The sequence below is a fragment of the Polycladomyces abyssicola genome, assembly GCF_018326425.1.
GTDB lineage: Bacteria > Bacillota > Bacilli > Thermoactinomycetales > JIR-001 > Polycladomyces > Polycladomyces abyssicola.
Window position 1 is genome coordinate 2,324,375 of the sequence record NZ_AP024601.1, and the last position, 25,567, is coordinate 2,349,941.

Below are 25,567 nucleotides of genomic sequence, written 5' to 3' on the forward strand. Positions count from 1 at the left end.
CGGATAAACGCTTCCTTCTCATACTTGTTTTTGCTTTTTGAGTTCTTTTTCCTGCAGTACCCGCCAGAGGATTTTTCCGCTTCCAGACATGGGGAGAGAACGAACAAACTCCACAATACGAGGGTATTTGTACACTGCCATCTGTCCCTTGGACCAGTCAATAATGTCTTGTTCCGTGACAGTGCCGACTGCTTGCTCTTTTAGAACGATAAACGCTTTCACCGTCTCGCCGCGGCGGTCGTCGGGCACGCCGATGACACACGCTTGCTCTACAGCGGGATGTTTGTAGAGGATGGATTCCACCTCTGTAGGCCATACCTTGAACCCGGCGGCATTGATCATGCGCTTGACGCGATCGACGATAAAGAAGTAACCTTCTTCGTCGTATTTGCCGATATCGCCAGTGCGGAAGAACCTCTTCCCATCGATCTCGATGAAAGCCTTGCTGTTTTCCTCCGGACGATTCCAATATCCTTTGAACACCTGTGGCCCGCGAACAACAATCTCTCCTTCTTCCCCCGGGCCGAGTTCCCGCAGGGTTTCGAGATCGACAACGCGTGCATCGACGTCGAAGAACGGAACCCCGGCGCACTGCAGTTTCGGACGATCTGGCGGATTGAGGTGAGTCTGCGCAATCGTCTCGGATAAACCATACCCTTCGACGTAGCGAATCCCCGTCAACTGGTACAACTTCTCTCCCACTGCTTCCGGCAGGGGCGCTCCCCCGCCCCCGATGAAACGCAATGAATCGATACGATATTTGGACAAATGGGGATTTGCCAAAAAATCCACAACCATTGTCGCGATGTTTGTCCAGTGTGTGCACTTCGTCCGTTCAATCAACTTTGCCGCAATATCCCGGTTCCAGCGTGTTAAGAGCACAATCGTACTGCCTGTGTAAATCGGTACATTCATGCCGTGTTGCAAACCGGTTACGTGAAATAAAGGCAGTGTCGACAAAGTGACAGCTTCCGGTGTGGTCTGATTCCAGACACAACTACCGACGACGTTCGCCTGAACCGTCCGGTGCGTGTGGATACAGCCCTTCGGCTTTCCGGTCGTCCCCGACGTATATGGAATCACCGCCAGGTCATCCGCCACCACTTCAACCGGACCAGGTTGATGTCCTCTGTCCAGCGCTTCATTCCAAAAGACCACCGTCGAGTTGTTAATGCCACGCCGGGGAGCAGCTACGACCTCTGGCAGTTCATATTCGGTTGTGCCGGGTAAATAATCCGAATATGTGGCGACGATGAGGTGTTTGAGAACGCCTTTATGCAGGACGGGGGCGATCCGTTCGTACAGTTCCTGACCGATGACCGCTGCCTTCGCACCGCAATCGCCGACATAGAACGATAGTTCATCCGTGGTATTCATGGGGTTGATCGGGACTACCACCGCGTTCGCACGCAGGATGGCGTAAAAGGCAATAATGAATTGCGGTGAGTTCTGCATGTACAGAACCACTCTGTCACCTTTCCCCACACCCAGTTCCGCTTGCAGATACCCTGCGAGCACATTCACTTCATCACATAATTTCCGGTAGGAAATGGTGTTTCCGTAGTAATAGATGGCGGTCTTTTGCGGGTAACGGCGGGCAGAAACCTCAAGGTTGTCGTAAATGGTTGTCTCCGGGATGGTCAGTGTGGTCGGCAGACGTTTCGGCCAGAACTGAAAATGGCGCTCCGTCATCATTTCACACCACCTTGAATATTGGTTCCATCGTCCCAATTGTGAAGCACTTGGCTTTTCCCATTCAGAATGGCTTCCCTATTTCGCTGTTGAACCACCATCAACCGCGAGGACCTGACCAGTTACGAAATCGGAGGCAGCTGAGGCGAAATACAGAGCCGCGCCTTGCAGATCGCGTTCTCCGCCGACCCGGCGCAGCGGCGTAGCCGCGATGATCCGGTCGTAACCGCGCTCCAGCACAACTTTCGTCATCTTAGTGGGAAAGAAACCTGGCGCGATCGCATTGACATAAATGTTGTAGCTGGCCCATTTCACAGCCAGATCTCTGGTCAGCGTGATAACCCCGCCTTTGCTTGCATTGTAACCGACCGCGTCCAATGCCTCCGGCTCGGAACCTCGCAATCCGGCCACAGACGCGATGTTAATGATCTTGCCGCCCCCCTGATCTCGCATGTGACGACCGACAGCCTGAGACATCAGGAATGTGCCTGTCAGGTTGGTCTGGATCACCTTTTGCCACGCTTCATAGGGCATGTCAAAAGCCGGCGCTCCCCAAGAGGTACCGGAATTGTTGACCAGGATATCGATACGGCCGTAACGTTCGATGGTCTTGGAGACCACTTCGTTCACCGAGTCAGGGTTGGTGACATCCAATGCAAGAGCGAAAGCCTCTCCACCCTGTGCCTCCAGCTCAGCTTTCACTTGTTCACAGTTCTCTACCCTTCGGGAACAGAGCACCACTTTCGCACCCGCTTCCACATAAGCCTGAGCAATCTGCTGCCCTAATCCCCTTCCTCCTCCAGTCACGATGGCCACTTTTCCGTCCAAACGAAATAAATCGAGTACGGTCAACTGTATCACCTCATCCAAGTTGGTTGACAATTAGTAGTGATCTGTCACAACGACGACACTTCCCCGGGAACCACCGACAAGTATGGAAGCAGGAAATGGCCTTGGGCCATCACCTGCGTTTTTCTAATCCCTGAATACGAGAAAGTCGACGCTACCCTTGGCGACAACCTCCTCCTTTTGGTTTTTGGCAAAAACGTCGAAGGTGACGAGCTCCCCATCCTCTGTATATTGAGTTTCGACGACTTTACCGCTGATGGTGAGGACGTCGCCGACGAAAACCATGCCTGCAAACCGGGTGTAAAAGCGCTGAATGAATCCCTTGTCCAGATAAGGGGTAAAAAGGCGCCCCAAGGTGGCCATGGTCAGCATCCCGTGAGCGATCACCCCGGGCAAGCCCGCTTGTTCCGCTGCTTCGTCGATGGTGTGAATCGGGTTGAAATCCCCGGAGGCTCCGGCATATTTGATCAGCTGCAACCTCGTCACCGGTGGTAGCGTCACTGGCGGTAGCTCTTGCCCTTTTTGCCACACAGTCGTAACCGGTTTCATCCTGCCATCCCCCTTTTCACCGCTTCGGTGACCACCACCGTCGTGGTGGCGGTAAAAATGGGCTCACCTTCCCGGTCCTCCCCGATACGGTCAAAGACCAAAAAGGTGAGGCGGCCACTTTTTCCCTTTTTCTCAGTAACATCCTTTAACACCGTGTAGCAGGAGACCTCTTCCCCGACAAAGAGGGGACGTTGGTAATGGAATGTTTGATCGCCGTGGATCAGCCCGCTCTCCGGCAGGATCAAGCCCTCGATCTGGCCATAGTCAAAAGTCATGGGAAAGGTGGGCGGGGCAATCAACCGTCCCCAACGGCTCTTCTTTGCCACTTCCTCGTCGAAATAGAGAGGATTCAAATCCTGAATCGCTTCGGCAAATCGCTTGACCGCTCCCCGTTCTACCCAGTTGGTCACCGACTCAGAACGCTTACCAATGAAGGGTTGCCACATGGGATTCACCTCGCGGATCAATCTCTGGGTCCTCCGGCTACATACAGCACCTGGCCGTTGACAAAAGATGCCTCTTCCGAGGCGAAGAAAAGGCAAGCAGTGGCGATATCCTCCGGCTTTCCTACTCTTCCTACCGGTATCTCTTTCATCCATTCCTCCACGAGCTTGTCAAAATACACCCCGATCCGGGCCGCCGTCGCCCTGGTCATCTCGGTATCGATAAAGCCGGGGGCGACGGCGTTGCAGGTGATGCCGAATTTCCCCAGCTCGATGGCCAAGGTCTTGGTGAAGCCTTGTAGGCCCGCCTTGGCGGCAGCGTAGTTGGCTTGACCCCTGTTCCCTAAGGCGGAGGTGGAGGAGATGTTGATGATGCGACCATACTTTTGCTCAACCATATACTTCTGAGCCGCCCTGCTGCAGAAGAAAGCTCCCTTCAGGTGGACGTTCATCACCGTCTCCCAATCCTCGTCGGTCATTTTAAAGAGGAGGTTGTCCCGGATCACTCCAGCGTTGTTCACCAGGATATCCAAGCGGCCGTAGCGGTTCACCGTCTCCTCGACGGCCGCCTCCACTTGGTCGCGGTCAGCCACGTCCACCCTGGTGGCAAAGACCGTAAGCCCCTCCTTTTCCAGCTCTTCAGCAGAGGCGTGCACCCCTGCTTCATCGATATCCGTCAAGCACACCTTGGCTCCTTCTTGGGCGAAGCGCCGGGCGATCGCTTTGCCGATCCCCCGGCCGGCTCCCGTGATAAAGGCGACGCGGTCCTTCAGACGCATATGATTCCTCCTCACTTACCAATAAAGTTGGGCTTCCGTTTCTCGAAAAAAGCAGCGATTGCTTCCTTATGATCCGCTGACCTGCCGCAAGCCGCCTGGAACTCGGCTTCCCGGTTCAGCGCAGTGGCCAGGTCGCTTTCAAAGCTTTGCCACAACATCCTCTTGCTCAAGCCGAGGGCCTTGGTGGGGGCTTGGATCAAGCGCCGTGCGAAGGCTTTCGCCTCTTTGACCAGTTCTTCATCCACCACCACTTTGTTGACCAACCCGATGCGGTATGCCTCCTCAGCGTCCACCGGCTCCCCGGTCATGGTCATCTCCATCGCCCGGCTCAGACCGATAATCCGGGGAAGGAAGAAGGAGGTACCGGCGTCGGGAACCAAGCCGATATTGATAAAGGCCATGCAGTACTTGGAGCTGGCAGCGGCGATGCGGAAGTCGCAGGCGAGAGCCACGCCCAAACCCGCCCCGTAAACCGGGCCGTGAAGGGCGGCGACAAAGGGTTTCTCGATTTCCTGGATCTTGAGCAAGAGTTGGTTATAGGTCTTCCTGAGGTACTCCCCGAGATCTACTTCCCCGGTTGCCTCCTTGATCACTTTGATGTCTGCACCAGCACTGAACCCCCGGCCGCTCCCAGTCAGAAGGATGCAATGAACATCGGCGTCTTCCGCTGCCAGGTTCACCGCTTGATAAACCTCTTCATGCATCTGCTCGTCGAAAGCGTTCAGCGCCTGGGGACGGTTCAGCGTGATTGTTGCCAGCCCTTCCTCTTTTTCAAAAAGGATCGTCTCAAACATGGGTCAGGCTCCTTTCATTCATATTTTTATGGTGCATAGTGATTGACCTTTCCTGGTCTACCGTTTTCCGGCCCGGATTAAACCAGCGGCGTGTCGGATTAGATGGCGCACCCACTCTCCGAAGGAGGCAAACCGCTTATCCTTCGTCTGCCCCCTTCTCCAGCGAGCGTAGATCTGCTGCAGGATCACCGCATTTTTGAAATAGGCGAAGGTCATGTAAAAGTGCATGGAAGAGAGGTCACGGCCGCTCTTTCGGGCATATTGCTCAATAAATTCCTCCCGGGAGATAAAGCCGGGGTAAGTAGTCACCGTGGGCAGAACATGGGTTAGCTCCTCGGGATCATCCGGCCTTACCCAATAGCTTAAAGCCACAGCCAGGTCAAAGAGGGGATCACCGATGGTGGTCATCTCCCAATCCAGTACAGCCACAGGTTGGGCCACATCCTCCGGATCCCACAGGATGTTGTTTAGCTTGTAATCGTTGTGGATTACCGTAGGAGCAGGACTCTCAGGCACGTTATCCAACAGCCAGCGGACGAGGGGCGCCACCTCCGGGATCTCGTCGGTCTTCGCCTTTTCATACCGCATGATCCACCCCTTCACTTGCCGCTCCAAAAATCCCGTGGGACGGCCCATGGAGGCTAACCCCGCTTCCCGCCAGTCGATGTCATGGAGCTTCACCAAGGTGTCCACCATCGCCTCGGAAATCCGTCGGCAGAGATCCGGTGTCGGCTTCACCCCTGGAGGGAAGGCATCATCGATGACGACACCCCGCCGGTGTTCCATTACATAGAAGGCAGCACCCAAGACGGAAACATCCCGGCAGATCACATAGGGCTTCGGTGCCAAGGGAAAAACGGGATGAAGCTTCTCCAGGAGCATTGCTTCCCGCTCCATGTCATGCGCCTTAGGCGGCAACGGACCCAAGGGGGGACGACGCAGCACCGCCTCCCACTCCCCGATCCGGATGAAATAGGTCAGGTTGGAAGCCCCGGTGGGATACTGCCGCACCTCCATGGGGACATCCGCCAGGCCGTCGATGTGTTCTCTTAAGAAACAAGCCACCTTATCCCGGTCAAATTCCTCCCCTTCGCGAACGGGAATCGTCTTATCCTCCATGTGCTTCCCTCCAATCCACTTTGCTCTGTAGCGGCACGAGCAGCCCATCTTGTAAGACGACCAATGTATCGCTGGCCCCTACTTCCCCCGTATGGCGGAAGACGTGGGTCAGCCCTTCTCGTTCAAACCACCGGCCTACCCGCCCCTTTCTCAAAAGAGAGTGAATGTCTTCCCGGTGGCTGACGCCCAATTGCTGCAGCAACAAGCTGGTATCGTCCAAATCCCACCCGGCAAGGTCCATCTCCGCCAAGATGACGGCGGCGCACAAGGTATCTTCAAGGGAAAACCACCCTTGGGAGCCGGCACAGATCAGCCAAACGGATTCCGTCTCCACCTTCCGCAAGTAACGAGCCACCGCCGGGGCATTGCGAAGGCAAGCGATCAACAGTTCGTCGGCAGTTTTGGCGCGGTGAATCGCCCGAGTGCCGTTTGTGGTGAGAAAGATCACATCTTTGCCCTTCACTTTTTCCGCGGGATATTCATCGGGGAAAGGGCCGCAATCGAATCCGTCGACCATAACGCCGCCCTCCTCACCTCCAGTCAGGAGAAGGGGGGAGACCAATTCATCCGCCAACTGACGTGCCTCCTCCAGGCTGCCGGCGGGCAAGATCCTGCGAGCGCCCGCCTCAATGATGGCAAGTAGCGTCGTTGTCGCCAGGAGGACATCCATGACGACAGCCGTTGCCCCCGTTAGCCTGGCGGCATCGATCTCTTCTTTTTTCAGCCAGACACGCATTTTTTTGCCAATGGTATTCAGCTCCTATTACGCTTTTTGCTGCTTCAAAGCTTCCTCCCTCGCCTGGTCTCTGAGCTGCCGGCGAAGGAATTTGCCCGTGGCCGTCTTGGGCAATTCCTTCAGAAAGACGATCTCCCGGGGGTACTTGTAATCCGCCATCCGCTCCTTACAGAATTGGATCAACTCCTCCTCCGTTACCTCAAACCCTTCCTTAAGAGAAACATAAGCTCTTACCGTCTCCCCTCGGTAAGGGTGGGGAACGCCGACCACCGCCGCCTCCTTCACAGCGGGATGCTGATACAGGACGTCCTCCACATCCCGAGGCCACACCTTGAAGCCGGAGGCGATGATCATGTCCTTTTTCCGGTCAACAACGTAAAACCAGCCCTTTTCATCCATCTTGACCACGTCTCCGGTGAGGAACCATCCGTCGTGGAAGGCTTTTTTCGTCTCATCGGGCTTGTTCCAGTAACCGGCGAAGATCATCGGACCCCGCACGGCAAATTCTCCTTTCTCCCCGGCGGCGACCTCCTTGGAGGGGTCTGCGAGGTCCACCAGCTTCGCTTCGCAGTTGGGGACGGGAATGCCCACCGACAGGGCTCCACTCTCTGGATCTACCGGCGCTCGGGCACCAAAGGGCACGGCGTGGGTGGGGGAGTTGCTTTCTGTCAGCCCGTAAATGTTGTGGATATAAATGCCGAACTTCTCCATAAACTGATCGGTGATGCTGGGGGCGATGGGAGCACCACCGCTATAGCATTTTTTCAAAGAAGAAAGATCGACCTTTTCAGCATCGGGATGGTTCATCAGGGCGATGTAGACAGTGATGGAGCCTACAGTGAAGGTGGGCCGCCACTTTTCGACGAGACGCAGCATCTCCTTGACGTCAAATCGATGGAACAGCACCAGGGGGATACCGGCAAGGCCCGCCACGGCGATATGGCCCACGATGCCGGTGATGTGGAACAAAGGGGCCACACCCAACACGCAGTCCTCGTCTCCCAGCTGCATCCAGGTTCGATACACCTCAGCGTTAAACGCGATGTTCTTGTGAAGGCTTTTTGCCCCCTTGGGAAGGCCCGTGGTGCCGGAGGTGTACACCAAGTAGGCGATGTCCTCAGGGGTGACCTCCTCCCGGGGGGTTTTTCGGTTCAACCTCTTTTGCACCGCCTTTATCATGTCGGTGGTTTCGGCAAACTGCTGCTTATCAGAGTTTTCGAGCAGGATGATGGATTCCTTCATCCCCTTCGGAAGCAGGTCAGCCTCATGGGTGGTGACCACGTGTTCCACCATGGTCTTCGCCACCACTTGCTTGGCCACTGCTGCGTAGAGGGACTCCAGACAGATCAAAACCTTTGCGCCGGAGTCGTTTAAGTGGTACTCCAACTCCTTTTCCTTGAACATCGGATTGAGGGGTACCATGATCGCGCCGCGCTTCCAGGCGCCGTACTGGGCGATGAGGAACTGGGGGTTGTTCTGCATGTAGACAGCCACCCGATCCCCTTTGCCCACTCCCCATTCCGCCAGGAGAACAGCGAAGGCTTCTGCCATGTCATCCAGCTCCTGATAGGAAATGGAGTGATCGAAATAATGGACAGCAGCCTGCTCAGGACGCCGCTTCACCGACTCTTCGAAACAACCGATCATACTCATTTTCGGCAGAGGAAGTTTCTGTGGAACATAAGGAGGGTACGATGCAAGCCAGGGTTTGTCTGCGTAAGGAGAAGACATGTTGATCCCTCCTGTTTCATCGTTTAAAGGCGGCCGCCCCGTCGTCCACAAACAGGACGGATCCGTTGACAAAGGAAGCGTCATCGCTGGCGAGAAAGGACACCACCTTAGCCACTTCCACGGGATTTGCCGCCCTTCCGCGCATTTGCGCTTTTTCCACCGCTTGCCAAACTTCGGAGCGCTCTTTCAACGGCTGGACAATCTCCGTATCCACCAATCCCGGAGCGATGGCTACGACGCGGATGTTGTAGGGTGCCAGCTCCAAGGCAGCCACTTTGGTCATCATCACGACGGCGCTCTTGCTGGTATGATAGGGAAAATATTTACGGTCGGCGATAAAGCCGTAAATGGAGGCGGTATTGATAATGACACCTCCGTTTTCCTTCATCGCCTTTCCCGCCGCCTTGATGCCATAGAAAACCCCGTGCTGATTGACGTCCACGGTACGGTGATATTCATCCACCGGCAAATCCAAAAGAGACACACGCCGGTTGACGACGCCGGCGTTGTTGAACATGATGTCCAACTTGCCAAAGTGGTGGAGCGTATCCTGAACCAACTCTTTCACGCTGTCGTATAGAGAGGTGTCTGCCCGGAAGAAGCGTGCGCATCCTCCTTCCGCTTCAATCTCAGCCACTGTCCGCTCCCCGTTGGCACGGTCGAGATCCGCCACAACCACCTTGGCTCCCTCCCGGGCCAGCTCTTTGGCGGCGGCGCTTCCGATCCCCTTTGCCCCGCCGGTGACGATCGCCACTTTATCCTTTAACCGCATCGGTTGACCTCCGTTTTTTTGCATTGAAACGGGAGCAGAAGTTTTCGCTACACTTCCACCTTGGTGTGAACGCCGAACATCCGCGCCGGGTTTTTCACCATGATTTGATCGATCTGCTCCTCGGTAACCCCTTTTTCCTTCAGCTGCGGAATAATGTTGTCAAATACGTGGGTTATATGCCAGTTTTCCAGCAATTTAGCCAACTGATCCGGCCAAACCGGGGGACGGCCCAACCAGACATTCACCGTGTCATGGGAAAGGAAGATCTGCTTCTCGTAGCCTGCATTGATCAGTCCCAACAGGACAACGAGCTTCTCGGAATCCATCGGCATCCCAACAAATCCCTGGATGCCCATGCGGTCAAAGCCGACGGAACAGCCCGTCTGCAGCACGCGGATGTGGTAGCCCACATCGGTGTTTCCGTCCATGTGGCCGATGAGGATGCGACTGGGATCCGCCCCTTCGGAAACGAGGAACTCCGCCTGCTCCGGTCCCATGGTCCCTTCCTGAGTGTGGGTGATGATGGGTACCCCCGTCTCCTGTTGCGCTTTTGCCGCCGCCCGGAAGAACATCTGCTCGTAATCAGTGATGGCGTTCTTGCTGGAGGCCAGCTTGATTACACCGGCTTTGATGCCGGTTTTGCCGATCCCCTCGGTAATCTCCTTGATGAACATCTCGTAGATTTCCTGCTCCACATCCGACACCAAATTGCGGAACTTAAAGTAGTTGGGTGCTCCTTCGCCTTCGTAGTAGTACCCGGTGGAACAGACGATGTTGACCCCCGTCCGCTCGGAAATCTCCTTTAATAATTCGGGGTTCCGGCCACAGTCGTTGGGAGTGGCATCCACGATGGTCTTCACACCGTGCGCTTTTGCCTTTTCTACCACCTCGATCCCTTTCTGCAGGGCCGTCTCCCTGTCGAACCCCCCTAAGGTGACATCGCCGTCAAAGCCGGGGTAACCAAAGACAATATGTTCATGGATCAAGGTTTTGCCCAATTCCTCCGCAGCGATCGGCCCACGAACGGTGTTCACCACATTTGCCATGTTCATCCCTCTCCTTTTGGGATTGTGTCCTTTTCACTCACCACTGAGCTCCAGGCGGGCTATGGCCCGGCGATGCACCTCGTCGGGGCCATCGGCCAAACGCAGGGTGCGGGCATTGGTCCACATGAAGGCGAGGGGGAAATCTTCGCTGACACCGGCAGCACCGAAAGCCTGAATCGCACGATCTATCACTTTGAGAGCCATGTTGGGAGCGACCACTTTGATCATGGCGATCTCCTTTTTCGCCACCTTGTTGCCCACGGTATCCATCATATACGCCGCTTTCAGTGTCAACAGACGAGCTTGTTCGATCTCGATCCTGGAGTCGGCGATCCACTCCCGGATCACCCCTTGCTCCGACAAGGGCTTGCCAAATGCAACCCGCTCTTTGACGCGGCGAACCATCAGTTCCAAGGCGCGCTCCGCCGCCCCGATCAGGCGCATACAGTGATGGATCCGTCCCGGTCCCAAGCGCCCCTGGGCGATAGCAAACCCCTTGCCTTCTCCCCAGATGATGTTGGAGGCCGGCACGCGCACGTTGTCGTAGGTGATCTCCGCGTGACCGTGGGGGGCGTCATCATAACCAAACACCGGCAGCATTCGCTCGATGCGCACTCCCGGGGTATCCAGGGGGACGATGATCATCGAATGCTGTTGGTGCTTGGGCGCATCAGGATTGCTCTTACCCATCACGATGGCCACTTTGCACCGGGGGTCACCGGCACCGGAGGACCACCACTTCCGCCCGTTGATCACATACTCGTCCCCGTCGCGACGGATCGTGGTCTGGATGTTGGTGGCATCTGAAGAAGCTACATCGGGTTCCGTCATGGAGAAGCACGATCGGATCTCCCCGTTTAACAGGGGAATAAGCCACTTCTCCTTCTGCTCCTCGGTCCCATAGCGCTCCAAGACCTCCATGTTGCCCGTATCCGGGGCGGAGCAGTTAAACACCTCGGGAGCGATGGGGGAGCGGCCCATGATTTCGCACAGGGGAGCATACTCCAAGTTTTTTAAACCCGCCCCTTTGTCGCTATCCGGCAGAAACAGATTCCACAATCCGGCCTCCTTGGCTTTCGCCTTCATTTCCTCCATCACCGGCGGGACGACCCACCGCGTTGGGCTATCCCGTAGCTGTTCCACATAGATCCTTTCTGCCGGGTACACCACCTCCTCCATAAAGCGAAGCAACCGCTCTTGATACTCCTTCACCCGATCGGAAAACGCGAAATCCATCAGCCTCCATCCTTTCCTCCCATGGTTTACCAATCCTGCAGCTCAAGGGATCTTTCCGCTTCCCGACAGGGAAGTTTGCGGATCTTTGTAGGACGAGGAAGAGAGTTGAAAATCGTTCAGGGACGTCGCATTGTCGTTCACCCCAATATATAAGCAAGATGAATGCCAGTCTGCTTATGGCTTTCCAATGATTTGTGAACAGAAAATTGTGTTGAATATACACAAAAAAAGCGCCTCATCGATGGTGGGACAGGAAAACAGGGCAGTAAGGACAGTGCTGTGTTTCTTCAGTGTGTTTCTTACGGGAACAAAATTTGTTTCTATAAGAAACACCCCCGCTTTCAGTAGAGAATAACAGGATGGTCAAAGATACGTGTGAGGATGGATTAGCCGTTTTGTCTTTCAATACCCGCCTTCTTGTTACAATTCGGCACACTTACATCATGACAACAAGCCGTGAAACCTCACCGCGATCCAGGCGGTCAAATCCTTCATTAATGTCCTCAAGACGCAAGCGATCAGTCAGAAGCCGGTTGACCGGTAAGCGACCTTGCTTATACAGCTCGATAAAACGAGGGATGTCGCGTGCCGGAACGCAGCTTCCTACATAAGACCCCTTGATGGTTCGTTCTTCAGCGGTGAGCAGGACATGTGGGAAAGAAAAATGGTGCTCCGGATGAGGCAGACCCGCCGTGACGGTAGTGCCACCGCGACGCGTGATAGCGAATGCAGTCTGCATAGCAGGCACTGCACCAGCAGTTTCAATTGCGAATTCCACACCGCCATTGGTGGCTGCGCGAATTTGTTGTGTCACTTCTGGATCTCGTGCATCAAATGCATCGGTAGCCCCCAGTTCCAGTGCCATCTTTAGTTTTGCAGGATTTACATCCACAGCTATGATGCGCCTTGCCCCAGCTACGATGGCACCAAGTATGGCGCTCAGGCCGACTCCGCCCAGACCGACAACAGCTACACTGCTGCCCACCGGTACGCGGGCAGTATTCACCACAGCTCCAACTCCAGTCATAACCGCACATCCGAAGACTGCCACTTCATCAAATGGCACTTCCGGATCGACCTTGATCAAGGATTTCCTCGCTACGACCGCATACTCCGCAAATCCCGATATACCTAGGTGGTGATGAATGTCCGTCCCGTCTTTGTGTAATCTTCTCTCCCCGTACAATAGAGTCCCTGCGTTATTGGCAACAGCGCCCGGTTCACAGAGGGCTGGGCGCCCTTCTTGGCAGGGTAGGCAGTGTCCGCAACTGGGCACAAAGGCACAGACAACATGATCACCAGGACGGAGATCGGTTACACCAGGCCCCACTTCCACGACTTCACCCGCTGCTTCGTGACCGAGGGCCATCGGCATCGGACGGGGCCGGCTGCCATTAATGACAGACAGGTCTGAGTGGCACAAACCAGCGGCTCGTATGCGAATCAGCACTTCGCCCATTTGGGGCGAGTCAAGGTCGAGCGTTTCTATTCGAAGTGGCCGACTATCCTTGTAAGGAGACGGCAGATTCATTTCATACAGGACGGCGGCGCGTACTTTCATCTGACATTGCCTCCTTTATGAGGTGACATAGTATTATAAACTTTGAATCTCATTCGTAATATCCTTCCGTGGATTTCCGGAACGTGAATTGCTCTGAATCATAACTAAACCAAATTTCCGGTGGATGTGATCGACCATAAAACCGGGTGATCTTTTGCGATCACCGTTTCCAGAGATGAGGTGTTGCTTGCCAGAATCGCCTCTAGTTTGGCCAATTCGTCCAATTGGCTGAACAGCGCTTGCTTAAGAGCAAGTCTTTCCGGAATTGCTTCGATTACAAGATCTGCCGCATCCCAGTTCTCCAGCCGAGCCATTGGGCGAATGCTTTGACCGGTTTTGCAAGGATCTATCTGAAAAATCGATCAGCGCAGATGTTTCTCTAGTTGTATCCGAATGTGCTGCGGGATTGGTTCCGGTTTTCGCTCCACAAAATTGTAATGGACGTATGTGCATACTCCTCGCGCCCGTAATTCATTGTCTTGATACAACTCCTCTTCTATTTGAAAACTTGTATTGCCAATCTTCTTGATCCACGTTTGAACCTCCACTTCCTGACCGTAGAAGGTTTCGTTTACAAAGTCTATGCTCATGTTAACCAAGACCAATTTCCAATTCTTAAATGAGAAATCGGGTGTAAATAAACGAAAAATTTCATCTCTACCTGATTCAAACCAAATTGGTATGCTCGTGTTATTGATGTGACCGACTCCATCAGTCTCAGATACACGCGGACGAATCCTCGTGACAAACATTGATCGATCCCCCCTTTTAAGTAGACGGCATTTACCTTCTCAACAAATAAGGCTGCAAACCTTCTTTATATCAGCAGCTCGGGAATCCGGGATAGGGTGGCCACAGTGCCCATTTCGTTTTGAGGGGTTTGTTTGACCCGCGTCAGAAAATCACCCGCTTGTTCTATCGTTTAAACCAGTTTCTTCGCCTCTTCAAAGGGCCATGCGGGCAGATTTTTACGTAGTTCCTTGTCTTTTCGGTAACCCAAAGCGTACTCTGCTTGCATCACTTGATGGATTTCTCTGGTTCCTTCATAGATAACGAGGGCTTTGGCGTTTCTCATATACCGCTCTACCGGAAACTCATGAGAATAGCCGTTAGCCCCGTGAATCTGAACCGCATCCACGGCAGCATTGAATGCGGCATCACAAGCGAACCATTTGGCGAGGGAAGTCTCCCGGGTATTGCGGATCCCTTTGTTTTTCATCCAGCCGACCCGGTAGACCAGAAGCTTGGAGGCCTCGTAGCCTGCCACCATTTTGGCAATCATTTGCTGAACCATTTGATGTTTCCCGATGGATTTCCCGAAGGTTTCCCGTTCGTGGGCATACTTGACGCTTGCTTCGATACAGGCATCAATCAATCCTACAGCGCCGGCGGCAACGCTAAAGCGGCCGTTATCCAAAGCGGACATGGCAATCTTAAAACCTTCGCCTTCTTCGCCTACGAGATTCTCAGCGGGGACTCGCACGTCTTCCAAGAACACTTCACCCGTATTCCCGGCGCGGATGCCCAATTTGTTCTTGAATCCACGGGTCGTGACCCCGGGATAGGTCCTTTCCACGATAAAGCAGGAGATTCCACGGTGTCCTTGATCCGGAGAGGTTTTGGCAAAAATGAGGAAATGATCGGCGACGCCACACAGTGAGATCCAGGTTTTACTTCCATTTAGAATGTAGGAGTCCCCATCCTTGATGGCCCGGGTTTGAATGGCTCCCACATCGGACCCGGCGTTCGGTTCCGTTAAACCAAAAGCGCCCACTTTCTTCCCTTGCGCCTGTGGCTTGAGATACTTTTCTTTCTGAAATTCATTTCCCCATTGCAACAGCGTCATGCTGTTCAGCGCTGTGTGAACGGAGACGAGCGTCCGGAACGCAGTGTCTCCGCGCTCCAGTTCGGAACAGACGATGGCCAAAGTGATGTAGTCCATACCTTGGCCACCGTACTGTTCCGGGATGCAGACACCCATAAGCCCGAGATCTGCCAACTTATCGATAATGCTGTTTTCAAAGTGTTGATCTTCATCCCATTTTTCGATGTTCGGCATGATTTCCTTATCCACGAATTTCCGTACCAGCTTCTTGACAGCCAGTTGGTCTTCCGAATAAGAGAAGTCAAACATGATATTCACTCCTTGGGAAAAGGTTGGTATTCACTATATTTCGTTATCCGTATCGACCATTCCGCACCAAATTTCATATAGACGTCCTGTTCTTTATATGACTTGTTAACGTCCTTTGAAACGAGGCTTTCGTTTTTCCAGAAACGCGGCGGTGCCTTCTCGCATGTCTTCCGTCGTGTATAAGAGGGACTGGGCCAACTTTTCAAGGATCAATCCCGTTCGCTGATCCGTTTCAAAGCCGGTATGAACCACCATCTTCGCCAACCTGACCGCCAAGGGACCTTTGGAAAGGATCGCGTCGGCTACTTTTCGCACCTCCTCCATCAGCTGCCCTTGGCTGACCACCCGGGATACCAGACCGATCCGTTCCGCTTCCCGGGCATCGATCACGGAGCCCGTCAAGATCATATCCATCGCCCGTCCTTTTCCAACCAGACGGGCCAACCGCTGGGTTCCGCCCGCTCCCGGAATGATGGACAAATTGAGCTCCGGAAGGCCGAACTTGGCATTCTCCTGCGCTATCCGCAGATCGCACGCCATGGCCAACTCACACCCTCCCCCCAACGCATAACCGTTAACCGCAGCGATGGTCGGTTTCTCGTACATCTCGATCTCATCATATAAACCCTGCAATCCCCCAGCCAATCCGTCTTGAAAGGTTCGTCGGTTCAGTTGGGCGATGTCCGCTCCGGCGGCAAAAGACCGCTCACCTGCCCCGGTAAACACCACCAACCGGACCTGATCGTTTTCCCGCCATTCCTGAAGAACCTCCCTCATCTCCCGAATGACCTGTGAGTTCAAGGCATTCCGCACTTCCGGACGGTTGATCGTGATGATTCCCATTCCATCTGCAGTTTCCGTCAGGATCGTTTTCTTTTCCGACATGCTAGAATCCCCCTCCCGTTTAAACTCCCAAGTAAACACCGTGCAAATCCCGGCTGCGAAGGAGATCATCCGCTTTGCCTTCGAACACCAGGGAGCCGTTGACCATCACATACCCCCAGTCGGATTCTCCCAGAGAAGAGGCGACATTTTGTTCCACCATCAAAAGCGTAATTCCTTGGTTTTTCAGTTTGGGTATCAACGACCGAATTTGCCGCACCACGATCGGTGCCAGCCCCAGAAACGGCTCATCCAATAGCAACAGACGGGGCCTGGACATAAGCGCCCTTCCCAATGCCACCATCTGCTGTTCACCGCCGCTCAAGGATCCAGCCGGCTGCTTTTCCCGCTCTTTTAACTTCGGAAGGAGAGAGTAAACGAAATCAAAACCTTCTCTGCGATACTTGCGGGAACGGGAAGGATACGATCCCATTTCCAAGTTCTCCTTCACAGACATGTAGGGGAAAAGCCGACGCCCCTCCGGAACCATGGTAATACCGGCTTCCACCCGTCGATGGGTGGGCCAGTTGGAGATGTCTTCTCCTTCCAGCCGGATTTTGCCGTGGGTTTTGATCTCCACACCCATGATCGATTTCATCAAAGAGGTCTTCCCAGCCCCGTTGACCCCCACCACGCTGACAAACGATCCCCGCTCCACCGTCAAGGAGATGTCGTGCAGCACAGTCACGTCCCCATAACGACCGTAGAGTCCCTCAATTGTGAGCATCCGGGTGCACCTCCCCCAAATACGCTTTAACCACTTCCGGATGGCGAAGTACCTCTTTGGACGGACCTTGGGTAAGCATGGCCCCGTGATGCAGTACGATCACCCGATTACACAACTCCGTGATCACCGGGAGAACATGTTCGATCACCACCAACGTCGTACCCGCATCATGGATCTTGTGCAAAACGTGGATGAGATCCCGTACTTCTTCTGCGGAAAGCCCTCCCATCACCTCGTCCAAAAACAGTAAAGAAGGTCGGGTAGCCAATGCCTTAGCCAGTTCCAGCTTCTTTTTCAACCCGATGGGTAATGTGTCCGTTTCGTGGTGTCGGTAGGATTCCAGTCCGACAAAACCCAGCACCTCATCCGCAACGTCACGAGCTTCTTTTAAGGAACCGGTTGAACGGAGAGCGGCCACGGCCACGTTGTCCCGAACATCCAAATTTCCGAAAGGTTTCGTGATTTGAAAAGTCCGGGTTAATCCCAGACGACTGATCCGGTGCGCCTTCCATCCGGTGATCGGTTGGTTCCGGAAAATGACGGTTCCCCGATCTGGGCGCAAAAAGCCGGTAATCAAGTTGAACAATGTGGTTTTCCCCGCTCCGTTCGGGCCAATGATCCCCAAAATGTCTCCCGCGTTGACGGTGAAAGTAACACCATCGACAGCGGTCAATCCCCCGAATCTCTTGGTCAGGTCCTGCACCGCCAATATTTCAGCCATTGTGCACACCCCCATTCTTCAAACGGAAACGACGTTTCATCCATGGGATCAATCCTTCCGGGATGAAAAGCACCACCAATACCAGCATCAACCCATAAAGCAACGCCTGGACGCCACCTTGTGCCCCTACCAACACATCTCGGAGAAACGTGTCCATTCCCGTGACGATCAAGCTGCCAAAGATGGGGCCCCATTTTGTCCCCAATCCTCCGATCATGGTGATCAGTACCATTTGAACGGAAACGGCAAAGGAAAACTCATGGTAGGGTTCAATGACGGTGATGTATTGGGCGTAAAAAGCTCCGGCCACGGCCGTGATCGCACTGCTGATTACGAGAATGCCCACTTTCACCCGCACCGAATCGATCCCCAGTGCCTGAGCCGCTGCCTCGTTGTCACGAACCGCCATCAATTCGTAACCGTACCGAGATCTCTCCAACCACCGGGCGATGAAAAAGGGGATCAAGCAGATGGCCAATGCCAGGAAGTAATAGGGTATCTTGGAGTCAAAAGCGATATTGGAAAATCCGGGATGATAGGGGATATTCACCCCCTTGGAACCGTTCGTCAGGTCGGACCAATTGACGGCTACGATCATCAACACTTCAGTAATGGCAATCGTGGTCAATGCGAAAAATGGGCCTTTCATCCGTAAGGTGACCATGCCGGTGACGAGCCCCAACACTCCGGCCAAAATGGCCCCTGCCGCCATCCCGATCCAGGGGGAGACTTCCAGCTTCACGTACATCAACGAAGAAGCGTATGCACCGATACCGAAAAAAGCAGCATGCCCCAGTGAAAGCAAGCCGCCGTATCCTCCCGCCAGATTCCATGCTCCCGCGGCCGAAGCCCAGAGCAGAGCCAAAATCAATGTATCGAGATAATAGAGTTCGCTTTGCAAAAGAAACGGCAACACCACCGTCAAAAGCGCAACCGATCCATATCCGATGATGCGAGGCCGGACGGTAGGAGTCAGTTTTCGGACCTCCTGTTTCACATCCATTACCGGTCCACCTCCGGCAAGCGTTGTCCGAATAATCCGGTGGGTCTGACGATCAGGATCAGAATGAAAAGAAGCAAATAGACGAGTTCCTTCATGGAAGAACCGATGAAATATGCGCTTGTGGATTCCACAATGCCAACCATCAACCCTCCCAAAATCGCTCCCCTCAAACTTCCCAATCCTCCCAGGACCACGACCACAAAAGAGACCAACAGAAACTGTGCCCCCACCGTGGGATAAACAGTGTATACCGATGCCAACAATGCACCGGCAATTCCGACTAGAGCCGTCCCGATGGCAAAGGAAAGCGTGAAAATCTGTTGGGGTTTCACTCCCATCAAGATCGCTGCATACCGATCCATTGACGCGGCACGGATAGCTTTGCCCCAGTAGGTGTGGTTCAGAAAAGCGAACAACAGAAGAGTGACCAGAATCGCCACCCCAAAGGCGATGAGAAGCGGGGCGGATAAGTGAAGCCCCTTCCACTCCACCGACCGCGTGGCCAGTTCGTTGTTAATCGAACGGTAATCCGCGGACCAGAGAATCAAAGCGGCGTTTTGAAGGACGATGGAAATCCCGATGGTGGCCAGGATAGACGCATCGTGGGACCGTCGAACGGCAAACCGTAGAACCCCCCAGTAAATCAAAGCACCGAGACCGGCAGTAGCCGGAATGATTACCAGAAGACCTGTATAGTTGTCGATTCCAAAGAGCGTAAATAACCAGTAGGCCATGTACATCGCGATCATCAACAGATCGCCGTGAACGAAATTGACGATGCGCATCACCCCGAAGACCAAGGTAAGCCCCAGGCTGATCAATGCATAAACACCGCCAATCAAAATGCCTGAAATCAAGAGCTGCAGTAGAATCATCACTCGTCCCCCCAAGGCCACTATCGTTCCGATCCATCAGACATCGGAATCATGATGGGTTCACTCTTTTTGAAATTTTCCGGATATATCACCTTGAGTTTACCGTCCTGCCATTGCATGACCGACAAGGTTGCACGGGTGTTCTGGCCTGTTTTGTCAAACTTCACTCCCCATCCGACAAGGGTGGAACCCACCGGCTGGTCAAGGGAAAGGGCTGACTGCCTGATCTTGTCCGGATTGTCCCCTCCCGCTTTTGGGATCACGTCGTGAAACAGAATGTACGCCGAAGAAAAGGCCAACCGGGCGATCAAGTCCGGTTCTTTTCCAAACTTTTGTTTGTACCGCTGAATAAAGGTTTTTTCTATTTGGCGCATCTCCGGTATCAAGGCTTCCGGATTGACAGCAATGGCGCTGCTTGTGTCCAGGACACCGTTGGCGGCTTTGCCAAAGGTGTGCCCGAAATTGTCCGAACTCTGTCCCGCTCCGTTTCCAATAAACACCTTGGCGTTGAGTCCCAACTGTTTAGCCTGTTTCCAAAAGAGCTGAGCATCGGTGTCGTATTGAACCATGTTGATAATATCGGGTTGAACTCTCTTCAGGCGCAAAATCGCCGAAGACAAATCATTGGTGGTTTTGGCATTGTAACGAATCTCCTCCACGATGGGAATGCCCGCTTTTTTGGCTGCTTCCCTCGTCGATGCCGCCACCCCTTCGCCGTAATCGCCGTCCTCATGGATTAATGCCATTCGCATTTCTTCTTTTTTCAGGCCCAGTTTGGGAGCGACCACTTCACTCAGAAAACGAACCGTTGCCGGACCGTACAAGACGGCATCGGGATTTGGACGAAACACATATCGGAATCCCTGTCGTGTCAACCGTGGATCGGTCGCTGCCACCTCCCACAACACCACCCGGTTTCGTTCGGTGATCCCGCTCGTAGCCATGCTGATGGGACTGGAGTAAGTCCCAACGATGACTTTGATCTCTTCTTTCAGTATGAGCCGGTTCACCTGGTGAACCGCTGCCACGGCGTCGGGAACATCCACCTTCACCAATTCAATCTTGGGACGGATTCCCTGCTCATTGACAAGATCCGCAGCAATCTCGACTCCGTTGGTGCAAGATTGGCCGATTTTGGCCAGGTTGCCCGAAGTGGGAAACGCTACTCCGATTTTGACCCGATTGGAATTCGCCTCTCTTTCGGGTAAACATCCCGTAAACAGGACAGCCACAGACAAGATCAGTGACAACATCAAGCAACGTTTTCCCTTCAATGAACTCCCTCCCAACGATCCACTACGGTAAGTTGCGGGTGAATTTCATAATCCGCCGGGGTGATGGACTTCAATTCCTCCAAATCGAGGTGATCCCCGATTTCGACGAGTATCATCCTCCCTTCAGTAAAGTGAAACACCGCGTGTTCCGTCACCAACACGTCCACTTCGCCACGTGCGGTCAAGGGAAATGTGCATTCCGGAAGGATTTTGGGCTGTCCGTCTTTGTTTTGATGGGTCGTTGCGACGATCACCCGTTTGGCCCCCACAACGAGATCCATGGCCCCCCCGACCCCGAGGACTGTTTTTCCCGGAACGGCCCAGCTGGCAATATCCCCGGTCTGACTGACCTGCAAAGCCCCGATAATGGTGGTGTCCAAATGTCCGCCGCGCATCATGGCAAAAGAGAGGCCGCTGTCGAAATAAGAGGCACCGGGGAGCTCCGTTATCGGTTGACGGCTGGCATTGACAAGCTGAGGATCAACCTGGTCCGGCGGCGGAGTGGGTCCCACTTCCAGCATGCCGTTTTCCGTATGTAAATGGATGGCGACGCCGGGGGGAATGTAGTCGCTGACCAAAGTGGGGATACCAATCCCCAGGTTGACCACATCCCCGTCCTTTAGCTCCCCGGCTGCTCTGCGAGCAATACAATGACGAATCCGATCTCGCTGATTCATTCTCCTCACTCCGTGACAAGAATGTCGACAAACACGTGCGGGGTGACAATCGCCTCAGGATCCAGACTCCCGACCGGAACAATCTCATCCACTTCTGCGATGGTCAAGTCGGAAGCCATCGCCATTAACGGATTAAAGTTCCGGGCCGTTTTGTAATAAATCAGGTTCCCCAACTCGTCCGCCTTATGGGCTTTGATCAGGGAAACATCACCCCGTAATGCCCGCTCTAAGACATACGGCTTGCCGTCGAAGAACCGGACTTCCTTCCCCTCGGCCAGCTCAGTCCCGGCCGCCGTCGGTGTGTAGAAAGCGGGAATGCCGCTCCCCCCGGCACGGATAGCTTCGCAAAAGGTGCCTTGCGGAATCAACTCCACCTCGATCTTCCCGGCATGGTATGCCTCCCCGACATCCGGATTGGTGGTAAAATAGGTCCCGATGACCTTTTTGATCTGACCCGCATTCAACAATTTCCCCAAACCTTGCCCGGGGGTACCGATGTTGTTGCTGATCACGGTCAGATCCCGGACCTCCGTCCGCTCCAAGGCATCGATCAGCCGCAGAGGGACGCCGGCCAAGCCGAATCCGCCCACCATCAAGGTTGACCCGGAGCGGATACGGCGAACGGCCTCCTCGGCAGATTGTCGGATGGCTGGCACCTTTACTCTCCTCCCTACCGGACATATTCCTTCTTCAATTGCGCCGCAATGATGTTGCGCTGAATTTCCGACGTCCCTTCATAGATCCGTGTAATTCGGGCGTCCCGGTAAAACCGCTCAACCGGAAACTCTTTCATGTAACCCATTCCGCCGAAAATCTGTACCGCCCGATCCGCGATGCGGTTGTACACTTCCGAAGCATACAATTTGACCGTTGCCGATTCCCTGATCACTTTCTTTCCTTGATCCACCATGGAGGTCACCCGATACAGTAAACTCCGCAGTGTTTCAATCTCCAATGACATGTCCGCCAACATGTGTTGGATGGCCTGGTTCTCAAAAATCGGCTTTCCAAATTGTTTCCGCTGCATGGCGTAATCCATGGAAAGTTCCAACAATTTCTCGCAAGACCCCAGGCAACGGGCTGCAAGAGAGGCCCGACCGTTGGCCAAAATTTTCAATGCGTTAACATATCCTTCACCCTCCTCTCCCAAGCGGTTTTCCTCCGGCACCTCACAATCTTCGAAAAACAACTGGCAAGTGTGGGACCCCCGAAGCCCCATTTTCACATCCGCCGGACCTCGGCTGAACCCCGGCGAATCGCTTTCCACCAAAAAGGAGGTGATGCCCTTGGCCCCCTTGGCGGGATCAGTGCTGGCCATGACGGTGATCACGCGGGCTTCCGGACCGTTGGTGATGAAGTGTTTCATCCCGTTGAGCACATAGCGATCCCCCTTGCGTTCAGCACGGGTACGTAGGTTGGCCGCATGAGATCCCGCCTCAGGTTCGGACAGGGCAAACGCGCCGATCCATTCACCACTCGCCATTTTCGGCAGGAACCGCTGCTTCTGTTCTTCCGTTCCCAACTCCACGATTCCGACGGTCCCGATACCAGTGTGGGCGCCAATGAGACTGGTGAAACCGTTATGGGTTTTTCCAAGCTCCTCTAACAGAACGCACTTTTCCGTCATACTCAGGCCCAATCCACCGTATTCTTCAGGAATGGAAAGACCGAACAATCCCAGTTCCTTTGCTTGCTCCACGACATCCTCCGGTATACGGTCTTCTTCTTCGATGACCTGCGCGACCGGTTCAACCACTTCCTTCACAAAATCCCTGACCACAGTCTGCAGCTGCCGGATTTCGGGTTTGACCACAAGTTCCAATATTCTCACCCTCACTTTGCAAACTCTTCTTCTTGGTAGGGAACCCGCCGACCCTGTTCATCGTACCGGTAAACGCCCTGTCCGGTCTTTCTCCCCAAACGGCCGGCTTTGACATATTGAACGAGAAGCGGGCAAGGACGAAACTTCTCTCCCAACGTTTCATGCAGATATTCAAGCACTTTCAGCCGGGTGTCCCAACCCACCAAGTCCCCCAATTCAAAGGGACCCATCGGATAGTTCAACCCGAGCTTGATGGCCCGGTCGATCTCCTCAGGGGATCCGCCCCCTTCCATCAACATGTAGAACGCTTCATTGCCCACCAATGCACTGATGCGGCTGGTGGCAAACCCTGGCCGTTCATTAATGCGGACAACTTCTTTTCCTAATTGCTGGGCCACTTTTTTCCGTCTGCTCAACGGCCCAATCTGCGGATTGCAATCCTCGAACCACTTCCACCAGCTTCATCCGGTGTACGGGATTGAAAAAGTGCATGCCGCACACCCGACTGGGATCAGATGCGGCAGCAGCGATTTCAGTAACGCTTTTAGCTGATGTGTTGGTCGCGAGCACCACTTCTCCGTCGCAGATTGCATCCAGCTGCCGAAACACATTTTGTTTGATCTCGAGATCTTCGACCACTGCTTCGATGACAAAATCACACTCTCGAAAGGCTTCCAGCGAATCCACTGTTTCGATCCGGTTCAAGGCTTCCTCACCCCATTCCGGGGAAAGAGCCCCTTTTTCCACCTGCCGCTTGATGAGGGATGCGGTCTGTTTCACTGCATTTTTTGACAATTCAGGCTTAATATCGTACAAAACCACTGAGAATCGAGAGATTGCCGCTTGGTATGCAATCCCCCTTCCCATCACTCCCGCACCGATGATACCGATCCGATGGATTTCCCGCATACCGATCCTCCCTTCTCAACTCTCGATGCGTTCCACAATGGTGGCGATTCCTTGTCCCACCCCGATGCACATGGTTACCAATCCATAACGGACTTGACGGCGTTTCATCTCGTAGAGAAGCGACGTCAACAACCGTGCTCCCGTGCTTCCAAGGGGGTGTCCGATCGCAATGGATCCACCGTTCACATTGCATTTTTCTTCGGGTATGTTTAATTCGCGCATGCATGCCACTGCTTGGGCGGCAAAAGCCTCATTCAGTTCGATCAAGTCGATGTCGTCCATCGTCAAACCAGCCCGCTTTAACGCCTTTCGAACAGCCGGAACGGGTCCGATCCCCATCACGGAAGGATCTACTCCCGCAACCGCGGAGGAAACGATTCGCCCCATGGGCTGAAGGCCATATTCTCTCGCTTTCTCCGGACTCGCCAAAAGAAGAGCCGCCGCCCCGTCGTTGATCCCCGAAGCATTCCCCGCAGTCACCGTGCCGCCTTCCCTGAACGCGGGGAGCAAAGCCTGCAATTGCTCCAAGGTGGTTTGCGGGCGGGGATGTTCGTCCTCACTCACCCACCGAATTCCTTTGCGGTCATCGACGGGAACAGGAACGATTTCCTCTTTGAATTTACCTTCCCGTATGGCCGCAGCCGCTCTCTGCTGACTCAGCAAAGCGAATCGGTCCTGATCCTCCCGGGAGACTCCGTAACGCACCGCCACATTTTCCGCCGTTTCCCCCATCGACTCAGGCGGATAGCGTTCGGCCAGCCGGGGATTGACGAACCGCCAACCAAGGGTGGTATCGTATACGGTCGTATTCCCCCGCGGGAAGGCCCGATCGGGTTTCGACATCACCAAAGGGGCACGGGACATACTTTCCACTCCTCCGGCGATCATCACGTCCCCTTCCCCCATTCGAATGGCCCGGTTAGCCTGGTTCACTGCCTCCAGACCCGAACCGCACAAACGGTTGACCGTCACACCACCGACGGTGACGGGTAAATCTGCGAGTAACAAAGCCATTCTTGCCACGTTTCGGTTATCTTCCCCCGCTTGATTGGCATTTCCGAAAATCACATCTTCCACAGCTTCACCGGGGACACCGGTCCGTTCCAGCAAGCCGCGAATTGCCACTGCGGCCAAGTCATCGGGTCGAACAGTGGATAACGCACCACCGTAACGCCCCACCGGTGTTCGCACCGCTCCGACGATCCAGCAATCTTTCACTGTATCTCCCCTCCCGCT

At 54.2% G+C, this 25,567-nt stretch carries 28 protein-coding genes; all 28 read right to left on the bottom strand.

The window, feature by feature from the left end:
* Window positions 1-18: 18 nt before the first annotated feature.
* The 28 genes from KI215_RS11645 to KI215_RS11775 all read right to left on the bottom strand — a co-directional run bounded on the left by KI215_RS11645 (window position 19) and on the right by KI215_RS11775 (window position 25,549).
* The gene (locus tag KI215_RS11645; RefSeq protein ID WP_212775177.1) at window positions 19-1,692 is read right to left on the bottom strand and encodes a long-chain fatty acid--CoA ligase; all 1,674 of its coding nucleotides are present in this window, start codon (window positions 1,690-1,692) and stop codon (window positions 19-21) included.
* A 78-nt stretch (window positions 1,693-1,770) separates the two neighbouring features.
* Window positions 1,771-2,544, bottom strand: a complete 774-nt coding sequence (locus KI215_RS11650; protein ID WP_212772894.1) for an SDR family oxidoreductase — start codon at window positions 2,542-2,544, stop codon at window positions 1,771-1,773.
* 123 nt (window positions 2,545-2,667) lie between these two features.
* A complete protein-coding gene (locus KI215_RS11655) occupies window positions 2,668-3,090 on the bottom strand; it encodes a MaoC/PaaZ C-terminal domain-containing protein (RefSeq protein ID WP_212772895.1) in 423 nt (140 codons plus the stop codon).
* Complete coding sequence (locus tag KI215_RS11660; protein ID WP_212772896.1) at window positions 3,087-3,536, bottom strand: MaoC family dehydratase N-terminal domain-containing protein; 450 nt, start codon at window positions 3,534-3,536, stop codon at window positions 3,087-3,089. Before KI215_RS11660 ends, KI215_RS11655 begins: the two co-directional genes overlap by 4 nt.
* Before the next feature lie 17 nt (window positions 3,537-3,553).
* Entirely contained in the window at window positions 3,554-4,312 is a 759-nt protein-coding gene (gene fabG / locus KI215_RS11665; RefSeq protein WP_212772897.1) for a 3-oxoacyl-ACP reductase FabG, read from the bottom strand.
* 11 nt (window positions 4,313-4,323) lie between these two features.
* On the bottom strand, window positions 4,324-5,106 hold the full coding sequence (locus tag KI215_RS11670) for an enoyl-CoA hydratase/isomerase family protein (protein WP_212772898.1): 783 nt from the start codon (window positions 5,104-5,106) through the stop codon (window positions 4,324-4,326).
* A gap of 57 nt (window positions 5,107-5,163) precedes the next feature.
* Window positions 5,164-6,225 (bottom strand): phosphotransferase family protein, encoded by a 1,062-nt coding sequence (locus tag KI215_RS11675; protein ID WP_212772899.1) that lies wholly within the window; start codon window positions 6,223-6,225, stop codon window positions 5,164-5,166.
* The gene (locus KI215_RS11680) at window positions 6,215-6,961 is read right to left on the bottom strand and encodes a 2-phosphosulfolactate phosphatase (RefSeq protein WP_212772900.1); all 747 of its coding nucleotides are present in this window, start codon (window positions 6,959-6,961) and stop codon (window positions 6,215-6,217) included. Before KI215_RS11680 ends, KI215_RS11675 begins: the two co-directional genes overlap by 11 nt.
* A 27-nt stretch (window positions 6,962-6,988) precedes the next feature.
* Window positions 6,989-8,692, bottom strand: a complete 1,704-nt coding sequence (locus KI215_RS11685) for a long-chain-fatty-acid--CoA ligase (protein WP_212772901.1) — start codon at window positions 8,690-8,692, stop codon at window positions 6,989-6,991.
* 16 nt (window positions 8,693-8,708) lie between these two features.
* On the bottom strand, window positions 8,709-9,464 hold the full coding sequence (locus KI215_RS11690; RefSeq protein ID WP_212772902.1) for an SDR family NAD(P)-dependent oxidoreductase: 756 nt from the start codon (window positions 9,462-9,464) through the stop codon (window positions 8,709-8,711).
* A gap of 47 nt (window positions 9,465-9,511) precedes the next feature.
* Window positions 9,512-10,510, bottom strand: coding sequence for a phosphotriesterase family protein (locus KI215_RS11695; protein WP_212772903.1), 999 nt, complete (start codon window positions 10,508-10,510; stop codon window positions 9,512-9,514).
* Between the two features lie 33 nt (window positions 10,511-10,543).
* A complete protein-coding gene (locus KI215_RS11700) occupies window positions 10,544-11,746 on the bottom strand; it encodes an acyl-CoA dehydrogenase (protein ID WP_212772904.1) in 1,203 nt (400 codons plus the stop codon).
* A gap of 436 nt (window positions 11,747-12,182) precedes the next feature.
* A complete protein-coding gene (locus tag KI215_RS11705; protein ID WP_212772905.1) occupies window positions 12,183-13,307 on the bottom strand; it encodes a zinc-dependent alcohol dehydrogenase family protein in 1,125 nt (374 codons plus the stop codon).
* Between the two features lie 104 nt (window positions 13,308-13,411).
* Complete coding sequence (locus tag KI215_RS16355; RefSeq protein WP_420830195.1) at window positions 13,412-13,666, bottom strand: 3-hydroxyacyl-CoA dehydrogenase NAD-binding domain-containing protein; 255 nt, start codon at window positions 13,664-13,666, stop codon at window positions 13,412-13,414.
* Between the two features lie 3 nt (window positions 13,667-13,669).
* Window positions 13,670-14,059: an acyl-CoA thioesterase gene (locus KI215_RS11715; RefSeq protein ID WP_212772907.1), complete on the bottom strand. Its 390-nt coding sequence runs from the start codon at window positions 14,057-14,059 to the stop codon at window positions 13,670-13,672.
* A 170-nt stretch (window positions 14,060-14,229) separates the two neighbouring features.
* Entirely contained in the window at window positions 14,230-15,441 is a 1,212-nt protein-coding gene (locus KI215_RS11720; RefSeq protein WP_212772908.1) for an acyl-CoA dehydrogenase family protein, read from the bottom strand.
* Window positions 15,442-15,546: 105 nt separating this feature from the next.
* On the bottom strand, window positions 15,547-16,326 hold the full coding sequence (locus KI215_RS11725; protein ID WP_212772909.1) for an enoyl-CoA hydratase/isomerase family protein: 780 nt from the start codon (window positions 16,324-16,326) through the stop codon (window positions 15,547-15,549).
* A 19-nt stretch (window positions 16,327-16,345) separates the two neighbouring features.
* Window positions 16,346-17,050, bottom strand: a complete 705-nt coding sequence (locus tag KI215_RS11730) for an ABC transporter ATP-binding protein (protein ID WP_212772910.1) — start codon at window positions 17,048-17,050, stop codon at window positions 16,346-16,348.
* The gene (locus KI215_RS11735) at window positions 17,037-17,771 is read right to left on the bottom strand and encodes an ABC transporter ATP-binding protein (protein WP_246512103.1); all 735 of its coding nucleotides are present in this window, start codon (window positions 17,769-17,771) and stop codon (window positions 17,037-17,039) included. Before KI215_RS11735 ends, KI215_RS11730 begins: the two co-directional genes overlap by 14 nt.
* On the bottom strand, window positions 17,764-18,774 hold the full coding sequence (locus tag KI215_RS11740) for a branched-chain amino acid ABC transporter permease (RefSeq protein WP_212772911.1): 1,011 nt from the start codon (window positions 18,772-18,774) through the stop codon (window positions 17,764-17,766). Before KI215_RS11740 ends, KI215_RS11735 begins: the two co-directional genes overlap by 8 nt.
* Window positions 18,774-19,649: a branched-chain amino acid ABC transporter permease gene (locus KI215_RS11745; protein WP_246512104.1), complete on the bottom strand. Its 876-nt coding sequence runs from the start codon at window positions 19,647-19,649 to the stop codon at window positions 18,774-18,776. The genes KI215_RS11740 and KI215_RS11745 overlap by 1 nt, the downstream gene beginning before the upstream one ends.
* A gap of 20 nt (window positions 19,650-19,669) precedes the next feature.
* Entirely contained in the window at window positions 19,670-20,923 is a 1,254-nt protein-coding gene (locus KI215_RS11750) for an ABC transporter substrate-binding protein (RefSeq protein ID WP_212772913.1), read from the bottom strand.
* A complete protein-coding gene (locus KI215_RS11755) occupies window positions 20,920-21,600 on the bottom strand; it encodes a 3-oxoacid CoA-transferase subunit B (protein ID WP_212772914.1) in 681 nt (226 codons plus the stop codon). Before KI215_RS11755 ends, KI215_RS11750 begins: the two co-directional genes overlap by 4 nt.
* A 5-nt stretch (window positions 21,601-21,605) precedes the next feature.
* Window positions 21,606-22,256, bottom strand: coding sequence for a CoA transferase subunit A (locus KI215_RS11760; RefSeq protein ID WP_212772915.1), 651 nt, complete (start codon window positions 22,254-22,256; stop codon window positions 21,606-21,608).
* A 14-nt stretch (window positions 22,257-22,270) separates the two neighbouring features.
* Window positions 22,271-23,422 (bottom strand): acyl-CoA dehydrogenase family protein, encoded by a 1,152-nt coding sequence (locus KI215_RS11765; RefSeq protein WP_212775179.1) that lies wholly within the window; start codon window positions 23,420-23,422, stop codon window positions 22,271-22,273.
* 11 nt (window positions 23,423-23,433) lie between these two features.
* A complete protein-coding gene (locus tag KI215_RS16200) occupies window positions 23,434-23,820 on the bottom strand; it encodes a 3-hydroxyacyl-CoA dehydrogenase family protein (RefSeq protein ID WP_338048297.1) in 387 nt (128 codons plus the stop codon).
* Complete coding sequence (locus tag KI215_RS16205; RefSeq protein ID WP_338048298.1) at window positions 23,783-24,331, bottom strand: 3-hydroxyacyl-CoA dehydrogenase family protein; 549 nt, start codon at window positions 24,329-24,331, stop codon at window positions 23,783-23,785. Before KI215_RS16205 ends, KI215_RS16200 begins: the two co-directional genes overlap by 38 nt.
* A 15-nt stretch (window positions 24,332-24,346) precedes the next feature.
* A complete protein-coding gene (locus KI215_RS11775; protein WP_212772916.1) occupies window positions 24,347-25,549 on the bottom strand; it encodes a thiolase family protein in 1,203 nt (400 codons plus the stop codon).
* Between the last annotated feature and the right edge of the window lie 18 nt (window positions 25,550-25,567).